Below are 9,324 nucleotides of genomic sequence, written 5' to 3'. Positions count from 1 at the left end.
AGGCGATCGAAACACCGCCGCCGACTGGGCGTTGCGCCAGCGGTGACCCTTCAAGTTTAGCTCCCAAGTCACCGGTCCAGTACCACACAGGCAACCTACGCCGAGTTGACCAGAAGCCAGCGCGATCACTCAGCGTCTTCAGACCTGGCTTCGCGGGACAACAAACGCATCACGCCTTCTCCGGGGCTTAAACCCTCGAACAGCACAGAATTCACCGCCGACGTAATCGGCATATCAACCCCCAATTCCGCAGCAAGTTGTTTGACCACAGGCGCGCATTTCACACCTTCGGCAACCTGCCCCAATTCCTGAAGAATGGTGTCCAGGGACTTGCCTTGGGCCAACATCAAACCGACTCGCCGGTTGCGAGACAAGTCGCCAGTGCAAGTGAGTATGAGGTCGCCAAAACCAGAGAGCCCATTGAGAGTTTCAGCCTGCGCACCCAAAGCCACAGCCAGGCGCTTGATTTCAGCCATGCCGCGGGTAATCAAAGCTGCGCGTGCATTCAACCCCAGTTGCATGCCATCACAAATACCGGTGGCCACCGCCATAATGTTTTTAACCGCACCGCCCACTTCTGCACCAACCAGGTCGTCAAGCTCGTACACACGCAAAGCCGCATGATGCGCAGCCCGCACCATGGCTTGACGGGTGGACTCGTCAGCGCTGGCTGCGGTGAGTGCACAAGGCAGGCCGCGAGCCACTTCTGCGGCAAAGGACGGGCCGGTTAAGGCGCCGCCATAGGGCTTGCCCAACACCTCTTCAACCACTTGGTGTGGCATTTGGCCGGTGCCCACTTCAAAGCCCTTGCACAACCACACCAGTGGTGGCCATTGTTCAATGGGCGCAATTTCAAGCAATTGCAACAGTGTTTGGCGCAATGCGCCCATGGGCGTGCCCAACACCCAAAGCGCGTCGGATTGACCAAGGGCATGCCGGGCAGCCACCGGAAAATCGGCCTGCACTTTCAGCGTGGGGGAAAGTTTGATACCCGCAAGATAACGCGGGTTTTCGCGTTGGTTGGCGATGGATTCAAGCACCGCCGCATCGCGCCCCCACAGCACCACGTCGTGTGCAAACGACATGTGGGCAGCCACTGCGGTGCCCCATGCCCCCGCACCGAACACGGTGATGTTCATGCGCGCCACCAATTACGCTGTGGTAATGATGCCGGAACCGTTTTGCTTGGCAGCTTGTTCCTGGGCTGCAGCCAAACGCTGCTGGTAAAACTGCTCGAAATTGATGTCGGACAAATGCACAGGCGGGAAGCCGGTGCGGGTGATCAAGTCGGCCACGTTGGCACGCAGGTAGGGGTAAATCATGTTGGGACACAAAATGCCCAACAGTGGGTCGAACTGCTCTTCGGGTACGTTTGAAATTTCAAAAATACCGGCCTGCTTGCACTCCACCAGGAAAGCGACTTTCTCATCGATTTTGGCGGTCACGGTCACTGTAACTTCAGACTCGAAAATGTTTTCGGCCAAGCGTTGTGCACCCACATCCACAGCCACTTCAATTTTGGGCGGATTCTTCTCGAGGAAAATTTGTGGTGCGTTGGGCAGCTCCAATGACGCGTCTTTGATGTACACGCGTTGCATTTGAAATACTGCTTCTGAATTCTGTTCGGCCATTTGCTGGCTCCTATGGATTGAATGAGTAGGGTTGGGGGAAATTAGCTGGGTTGCCCCAGCAAAGGCAACAGCTTGCCGGCACGGTCAAGGTCGAACAGATCGTCGCAGCCGCCCACATGTGTGCTGCCGATATAAATTTGCGGCACTGTTCTCCGGCCAGTTTCGGCCATCATTTTTTCTTTCTGGGATGGATCGAGATCGACCCGGATTTTCTCGATATTCTGCACGCCACGCTCGTTCAACAAGCGTTCGGCACGTACGCAAAACGGACACACTGCGCTGGTGTACATGCGAACAGGGGCTTGAATGGTGCTCATGTGTATTCCTTGACTACTTGTGTTTACTGCAACTGGGCTTGCTTTTACTTCGCAACCTGTTTGGTGGCTTTGGGTGTTTTTACCTTGGGCGCAGCATCGGCTGCGGCCTCTTGTGCTTTTTTGACGGGCAAGCCAGCTTCTTTCCAGGCATTGATGCCACCATCGAGAACAAACACGTCGGTGTAACCCGCCGCCTTCAACACGGTGGCAGCTGCGCCAGAACGTGCGCCGGTTTGGCACAACACGATCAGCGGAGTTTCCTTGGTTTTTGCGAGCGTACCCGCTTTTTCTTTCAGATCTTTGATGGCCATGCGCTTGGAGTTGGGCACCACACCTGAATTTTTGACGAAATCGTCGTCTCGAATGTCAACCAGCACCGCTTTCTTTTGGTTGATCAACAGTGTGGCTTGGGGCACCGTGACACGGGTGCCGCCACCTTTGGTCAACAAGGGCCAAATCAACATGAGGCCAGAACCAAAGGCCAAGGCGATGAGCCAACTGTTTTGAATCAGAAATTCCTGCGACATAAATCCTGCAATGAGTGGGTCTTGATGGATTGTTCATTATATCCCCTTGAATCGAGGCTAAAATGGAGGTTTGCCTAATTAGACAGCAACTTAAAGGCCACAAACATGTACAAACTCGTATTAATGCGCCATGGCGAAAGCCAATGGAACCTGGAAAACCGCTTTACCGGCTGGGCCGACGTAGACCTGACTGACAAAGGCCGCGAAGAAGCCCGCAAGGCTGGCGACTTGCTGAAAGCCGAGGGCTACAGCTTTGACGTGGCCTACACGTCTGTGTTGAAGCGCGCCATTCGCACCCTGTGGATTGCCTTGGATCAAATGGACCAGATGTGGCTGCCCGTGGTACATGCCTGGCGTTTGAACGAGCGCCATTACGGTGACTTGCAGGGCCTGAACAAATCTGAGACTGCCGCCAAGTTTGGTGAAGAGCAAGTGCTGATTTGGCGACGTGCCTACGCGATTGCCCCGAATCCACTGAAAGTGGATGACCCCCGTTTTGCTGGCAACGACCCCCGCTATGCGAAGCTGAAACCCGAGGAAATTCCACTCACGGAATGCCTGAAAGACACGGTAGACCGTGTTGTCCCGCTGTGGAAAGAGGGTATTGCCCCAGCCATTAAAGCCGGCAAGAAGGTGTTGATTGCTGCGCACGGCAATTCATTGCGTGCCTTGATCAAGTACTTGGACAACCTGAATGAAGAAGACATTTTGCAGGTGAACATCCCAACTGCACGTCCCTTGGTTTACGAGCTTGATGAGAACCTGAAACCCATTCGCAGTTATTACTTGGGCGATCAGGCTGAAATTGAAGCGGCCATGGCTGCCGTGAAAAACCAGGGAAAGGCCAAGTAAACACAGGTGCGTAACTACTCCAAGCTGATTCGTTGTACCCGTGGTGGGCTAGGTGCCGTATTGGCCCTGCTCACCCTGACTGCCACCGAACCTGCCCGGGCGCAAAGCAATGTGCGCGACCCGGCGGGCGTGAAGCAGGAGCGCGACGAAGTGCGCCGAAAACTGGATGCATTGAAAAAAGAAATCAATGAAACCAGCGGTGAGAAAAAGCAGGCTGCCAAAGCACTTAGCCTGCTTGAGCAGCGGCTTGAAAAAACCCAGAACCGCCTGAAAGCCCTTGATCAGGATAGGGACGCACTGGAAACAGACATCAAAAAACTGAACCAGGAAGAAGGCCAGCTTCAACAAGACCTGGAGAGTACCCAGGCGCGTTTGGCCGAGGTGATGCGCAACCAGTATCGCAGGGTGGAGGTGAACCCGACACAAGCGTGGTTGGCAGGAAAGTCAGCCAGCGAAGCTGCACGCGAAAGTTACTGGTATGAAAGAATTTCAGCCGCAGAGCGTGATTTGGCTGCGCAGCAAGCAGCGCAAGCCCGTGAACTCGAGTCCATTCGACTGGGCCTTGAGAAAAAGCAGGAAAGGCTCGAAAACACCATTGCAGATCAAAACAAAAGCCAGCGCGAGTTGGTGGCACAGCGCGAGGAGCGCAACCAGCTGATCGCCGACCTGAACTCGAAACTGAAAAACCAGGAGCTTGAGCGCAAGCGCCTGCAACGCGACGAATCGCGGCTAAGCAATGTGATCACCGAATTGACGCGCGCCATTGAAGAGGCAAAGCGCAAACAGGCACTGGCGGCGCAACAACAAAAGCAGCAGGGCCAGTCGGGAAGCACGCCCAAATCGGCAGGAAAGGCACCCAGCAAACCAGATTACTCACCCCCACCGCCCATGCCCAGTACGGGTGAGTTTGCAAAACTGAAAGGCAGACTGGTGTTGCCAGTGCAAGGCACCGTGGCTGGCCAATTTGGGCAAACCCGATCAAAAGACGGGCAAGGCCCCTCCTGGAAAGGGATTTTTATTGCCACTGAGGCAGGGCAAGCAGTTCGGGCGGTTGGTGCAGGGCGCGTGGTGTTCTCGGAATGGCTGCGCGGATTCGGCGAAATCGTGATCATTGACCACGGCGACCAGTTTTTGAGCGTTTATGGCAACAATGGTAAATTAATGAAAAGATCAGGGGATTCCGTGAAAGCGGGTGACACCATTGCTGAAACTGGCAACAGCAGTGGTAATCTTGATACAGGTTTATATTTTGAACTAAGGCATCAGGGACAACCCTTCGATCCTATTTCGTGGACCAAAGGTCGGTAGGAATTATGCGTCAAAAATTGCGGCAAATCAGTTTGGTATCAGTCGGTGTAGTGGCCGGCGTGTTGGTCAGCGTGGGTATTAGCGCAGTGGCCCAACGGCAGCAGCCCGAGGCATTGCCCTTGAGTGAACTGCGCCAGTTCACCGAAGTTTTTGGCGCAATCAAGAGCTTTTATGTGGAGCCCGTGGGCGACGACAAGTTGTTCAATGGCGCCATCAGCGGCATGGTTGCCAACCTGGACCCGCATTCAAGTTACCTGGATGCAGAGGCTTTCAAGGAACTGCGCGTGGGTACGCAAGGTGAATTCGGTGGCTTGGGCATTGAGGTGGGCACCGAGGACGGCTTTGTGAAAGTCATTTCGCCGATTGAAGACACCCCCGCGGCCAAGGCTGGTGTGAAGGCAGGTGACCTCATCGTGAAAATTGATGACAAGCCAACCAAAGGCATGAGTTTGTCCGATGCGGTTAATTTGATGCGCGGCAAGCCGAAAACCGAGATTCGCCTGACTTTGCTGCGCAAGGACGTGGAAAAGCCGATCGAGGTCAAAATTATTCGCGATGTCATTCGCGTGCAAAGCGTTAAATCCAAAATGTTGGACGATGGCATCGGGTACGTTCGTATTACGCAATTTCAGGAACACACTGGCGAGTACCTGGTGAAGGCCATCAATACATTGCAGGCCAAAACCCCGATGAAAGGCTTGGTGCTGGATTTGCGCAACGATCCGGGTGGTTTGCTCAACGCGGCAGTGGGCGTGAGCGCAGCGTTTCTGCCACAGAACACATTGGTAGTGTCTACCGATGGTCGCACCGAGGACTCCCAACGCAAACTGGTGGCCGGACCTGAAGACTACTTGCGTGGCCGCGAGAAAGACTACCTGAAAGAATTGAGCCCGATTGCCAAAACCGTGCCGATGATTGTGGTGGTGAACGGTGGCTCGGCCTCGGCCTCTGAAATTGTGGCCGGTGCCCTGCAAGACCATGGCCGCGCCAAGGTGCTGGGCACCCAAACATTTGGCAAGGGCTCGGTGCAAACCATTTTGCCGCTGAACAACAACACAGCGATCAAGTTGACTACTGCGCGTTATTACACGCCGAGTGGCCGCAGCATTCAGGCCAAGGGCATTGAGCCCGATTACGTGGTCACCGAAACCCCGGAAGGTGACATTGTTGAGCGTGTTCGCGAAGCTGACCTGACCCGACACTTGAGTAATGACAAGGGTGAGGAAACACCCAGCTCCAAAACCCCAGACACTAACAAGAACGCGGACATGAAACCGATTGTGTTCGGCGAGAAGGACGATTACCAATTGCAGCAAGCCCTGAATTACCTGAAGGGCAAGCCTGTGGTGCAAAACCGCAAGGCAGCACAAACTGCCAAGTCAGCTCAGTAAGCCACCCCGATAACGGCTTGAACGTGGAACTACGGGACTTGAATGACGAGGAGTTACTTCGGTACTCCCGTCACATTCTTCTGGACGAAATAGGAATCGAAGGGCAATCACGCATTGCCAGTGCGAAGGTACTGGTGGTGGGTGCTGGTGGATTGGGCTGCCCCAGTGCGCTTTACCTGGCCAGCGCAGGTGTGGGCACCATTTACATTGCCGACGATGATGAAGTTGACTTGACCAACCTGCAACGCCAGGTGCTGCACACCACAAGCCGTGTGGGCATGGCCAAAGTTGAATCTGCAAAAACCCACTTGAATGAACTAAACCCCTGCAGCACCATTGTGCCAATTGCCCACCGCCTGGAGGGCGAGGAGCTGGAACAACTGGTTGAACAAATGGATGTGGTGCTGGACTGCTGTGACAACTTCAAAACACGCCATGCAGTGAACCGTGCCTGCGTGAAGTTTGGGAAACCATTGGTGTCCGGTGCAGCCATACGGCTGGATGGCCAGCTTGCGGTGTTTGAACTGAACAACCCGCAAGCGCCCTGCTACCACTGCCTGTTTCCGGAAGGGGACGATGTATCGGAAGTGCGTTGCGCCACGATGGGTGTGTTTGCGCCGCTAACCGGCGTGATTGGCACCTTGCAAGCCAGCGAGGCCTTGAAAATTCTGGCGGGCTTTGGCCAACCCATGTACAGCACCCTTCAAATTTACGACTCACGCAGTTGCGAATTCACGAAAATGAAAATTCGCAAAGACCCCAAGTGCGTGGTTTGTAACCCCTAGAATTTTGCGGTGCGAATGGCTTCAAACTGACGAATGCGGTGTTTGACTTTGCCAGTGAGTTGCCGGGGCTTGAACCCCAAGCCCGGAAACGTGATCCAGCTGGTTTGAATGCCATGCCGTGCCGCTTGCTCCAGGTGCCCGAACGTGTCGTCCACCAGCAAGGCCCGCTTGCCTTTCAATTTGCTCTTGAGGTTTGGCCACAAAATATTGGCGGGTTTGGGCCGCCAGGCTTGGTGAACCACCATGTCTTCAATCGCGATGACGGCATGAAGGTGGCGGTACAAGCCCATTTCCTTGCACAGGGCCACGGCGTAAGCACGGGGGGCATTGGTCAGCATGATGCGCAGGCCAGGTAATTTGCCCAAGCGGTGAGGCACACTGCCGTGGCGAGAACTGAGTTTTTTCAAACCCTCAAAACGGTGTGTACTGGCCAGAAAGTGATGCGGGTTGGTTTGATGATGGCGCATCATGCCCAAAAGGGTTGCGCCATATCGAAGCCAATATTGGGTGCGCAACTCGCTGGCCTGTTGGTGGTCCAACTCCAGGTGTTCAGCCAGGTAGCGGGTCATTTGCCGGTTGATCTCGGGCAGAATGTGGGTTGATGCGTGGTGCAGGGTGTTGTCCAGATCGAGCAAATACACTTTGCCAGACAAGCCTGCATGGGGACGACGAATATAACGAATGCGCAAAACGAATGAACCTGAAGTTGAGTTTTCATCCTGAATTTTGTCAGGACACCTTGTGTCATTCTGACACCGCGCTGCGGTGCGGTCTAGACAACAGCTGCCCGCCTGAACTGCTGGACAACCTGGGCAGGCTCTCTGCCTTGCTGGGCGACATCCATAGGTCCCTGAATATTTGTACTGGTGCGTTAAAGGTTAACAGTGGATTCAGGGCAGAAGCCTTGAATGAAAAAGTGGGCGGTGTGCCCAATTCGCAGCATTGTGTGGGACTGGCGGCCGATGTGGTGTGCCCTGAATTTGGCAGCCCCTATGATTTGGCCTTGGCGATTGCACAATTGCCATGTGAATTTGATCAACTGATTCTGGAGTTTGGCAAATGGGTGCATGTGTCTGCTGCACCGCTGGGCCAGGCACCGCGGCGAGAATGCCTGAGCATTTTCAGCAAAGACGAAGGTTATCTGGAAGGTATTGTGAAGCGATGAACACAACAAAAAACACAATAGTCAAAATCAGCCTTGCAGCCCTGCTCGGCCTGAGTGGAACAGGCAGCGCTTGGGCCGCCGATACGACCTGCAAAGGCATGGGCAAACAGGTGATTGATTCAGACCTGCGTTTTTCGCTGACCCACAGTCAAATTCCTGGCGAACTGGCGATTAGCACCCACAAAATGCGGGTAGCGGGTACGCAGTACAAACTGGAATCGACCTCGCAGGCCAAAGGCTTCCTCGCCTTGCTGTACTCGGGCCAATTAACGCAGAAAAGCGAAGGGCTGGTCGATTCACAAGTGGGTTTAACACCCCTTTACTACGCTGAACAGCGGGGCAAAAAACCAGTGGCTGAAAGCATGCTGAATGCCGAAACGCAGCAGGTGGTATTCAAGCGCAATGGCGAAACTGCGCCTTATGAAAAAGGCTTGCAAGACCGAATCAGCATGATTTATCAAATTGCCACGCGCCTGCGCTGCAACGCCGATTTAAAAGTCGGCGACACATTGACCATGCGCGTCATGAGCACTGGCCGCGTGGCCAACGAGGTGTTTGTTCTAAAGAAAACAGAAGACCTTACGCTGGACCTGGGCAAGGGCGAGCGCCGAGTGAGCACCCTGCAATTTGAAACCAAGCCAGAGGAAGCAGGCGATGAAATTGTGCGTATTTGGTATGCCAAAGATTTGAACTGGCAGCCCGCGAAAATTGAAATTCAGGATGCAGACGGCAAAGCCCTGACCCAAACCCTGATTGGTACTGGCGCCTAACCGTTGGCAGGTACGCGGCGCAGCAAATTGGGATCTGCTTCGAGAATGGGCAAGTTAACCTGGTGACGTTGCCCGCTGCGGCGCATCACAGCAAACGTAGGGCCCACTTCTTCCAGAGTCCAACCGTTGGCGACTTCATCGCCCACGCGTTTTGATTGCGCGGGCTGCCCTTCAATTGACATGACCGCCGCACCTTTGCCTTCGCTGTTGGCAAAAATGCCCAATAAATTCACAGAGGGAGGCGTGAGGCCGCCCGCAGTTTCAACTCCCATGAGTCGTGCTTCGGGCGACTGGTCAATTTGATAATTGGCCGAGGCCTGTGCAGGCATGGCCGGTGCAACCACCGGAGCAGGTGCAAACAACTTGATGAGCACCCACACCCCCAAACCCACTGTACCCAACCACAACACCATGCGCAGGGCCTGAACAAGCCGTGGCGACAAACTGAACTGGGCAACCGGTTTTTTCAAGGCAAGTTTCATGGGGCAAACTGAAGAGACACACTGGAAAGCATCATAACCCGCAAGATGGGCTTGATTCAAAAAAAAACCGGACAACCCGCAAGGGTGACCGGTTTT

12 protein-coding genes are annotated in these 9,324 nt (G+C 54.5%); 6 read left to right on the top strand and 6 right to left on the bottom strand.

Going from position 1 to position 9,324, the window contains the following annotated elements:
• Window positions 1–125: 125 nt before the first annotated feature.
• The 4 genes from B4N58_RS13420 to B4N58_RS13405 are packed head-to-tail and all read right to left on the bottom strand — an operon-like array spanning window position 126 to window position 2,475.
• A complete protein-coding gene (locus B4N58_RS13420) occupies window positions 126–1,139 on the bottom strand; it encodes an NAD(P)H-dependent glycerol-3-phosphate dehydrogenase (protein ID WP_291750279.1) in 1,014 nt (337 codons plus the stop codon).
• A 12-nt stretch (window positions 1,140–1,151) separates the two neighbouring features.
• The gene (gene secB, locus B4N58_RS13415) at window positions 1,152–1,631 is read right to left on the bottom strand and encodes a protein-export chaperone SecB (RefSeq protein WP_008247524.1); all 480 of its coding nucleotides are present in this window, start codon (window positions 1,629–1,631) and stop codon (window positions 1,152–1,154) included.
• Window positions 1,632–1,672: 41 nt separating this feature from the next.
• Entirely contained in the window at window positions 1,673–1,948 is a 276-nt protein-coding gene (grxC, locus tag B4N58_RS13410) for a glutaredoxin 3 (RefSeq protein WP_291750276.1), read from the bottom strand.
• Window positions 1,949–1,992: 44 nt separating this feature from the next.
• Window positions 1,993–2,475, bottom strand: a complete 483-nt coding sequence (locus B4N58_RS13405; RefSeq protein ID WP_008247516.1) for a rhodanese-like domain-containing protein — start codon at window positions 2,473–2,475, stop codon at window positions 1,993–1,995.
• Window positions 2,476–2,580: 105 nt separating this feature from the next.
• Between B4N58_RS13405 and gpmA the strand changes: the two genes are divergently transcribed.
• Genes gpmA through B4N58_RS13385 form a run of 4 tightly spaced genes read left to right on the top strand, consistent with a single transcriptional unit; the run spans window position 2,581 to window position 6,811 of the window.
• Entirely contained in the window at window positions 2,581–3,327 is a 747-nt protein-coding gene (gpmA, locus tag B4N58_RS13400; RefSeq protein WP_008247514.1) for a 2,3-diphosphoglycerate-dependent phosphoglycerate mutase, read from the top strand.
• Between the two features lie 6 nt (window positions 3,328–3,333).
• On the top strand, window positions 3,334–4,635 hold the full coding sequence (locus tag B4N58_RS13395) for a murein hydrolase activator EnvC family protein (RefSeq protein ID WP_008247512.1): 1,302 nt from the start codon (window positions 3,334–3,336) through the stop codon (window positions 4,633–4,635).
• 2 nt (window positions 4,636–4,637) lie between these two features.
• Entirely contained in the window at window positions 4,638–6,026 is a 1,389-nt protein-coding gene (locus B4N58_RS13390) for a S41 family peptidase (protein ID WP_369745751.1), read from the top strand.
• A 38-nt stretch (window positions 6,027–6,064) separates the two neighbouring features.
• A complete protein-coding gene (locus B4N58_RS13385) occupies window positions 6,065–6,811 on the top strand; it encodes a HesA/MoeB/ThiF family protein (protein WP_291750282.1) in 747 nt (248 codons plus the stop codon).
• Here B4N58_RS13385 and B4N58_RS13380 read toward each other — a convergent pair.
• A complete protein-coding gene (locus B4N58_RS13380; protein WP_050771120.1) occupies window positions 6,808–7,500 on the bottom strand; it encodes an HAD family hydrolase in 693 nt (230 codons plus the stop codon). The two genes, B4N58_RS13385 and B4N58_RS13380, sit on opposite strands and share 4 nt — an antisense overlap.
• Window positions 7,501–7,505: 5 nt before the next feature.
• Between B4N58_RS13380 and B4N58_RS13375 the strand changes: the two genes are divergently transcribed.
• Complete coding sequence (locus B4N58_RS13375; RefSeq protein WP_291750266.1) at window positions 7,506–7,976, top strand: D-Ala-D-Ala carboxypeptidase family metallohydrolase; 471 nt, start codon at window positions 7,506–7,508, stop codon at window positions 7,974–7,976.
• Window positions 7,973–8,746, top strand: coding sequence for a DUF3108 domain-containing protein (locus B4N58_RS13370; RefSeq protein WP_291750263.1), 774 nt, complete (start codon window positions 7,973–7,975; stop codon window positions 8,744–8,746). The genes B4N58_RS13375 and B4N58_RS13370 overlap by 4 nt, the downstream gene beginning before the upstream one ends.
• On the opposite strand, the gene B4N58_RS13365 is transcribed toward B4N58_RS13370, so the two are convergent.
• Complete coding sequence (locus B4N58_RS13365) at window positions 8,743–9,228, bottom strand: type II secretion system protein N (protein ID WP_008247501.1); 486 nt, start codon at window positions 9,226–9,228, stop codon at window positions 8,743–8,745. The genes B4N58_RS13370 and B4N58_RS13365 overlap by 4 nt on opposite strands.
• Window positions 9,229–9,324 lie beyond the last annotated feature (96 nt).

The sequence above is a fragment of the Limnobacter sp. UBA3528 genome, assembly GCF_002377005.1.
Taxonomy (GTDB): Bacteria; Pseudomonadota; Gammaproteobacteria; order Burkholderiales; family Burkholderiaceae_B; genus Limnobacter.
Note: the sequence above shows the minus strand (reverse complement) of the source record. Positions and strands in the feature narration are given on the sequence as shown.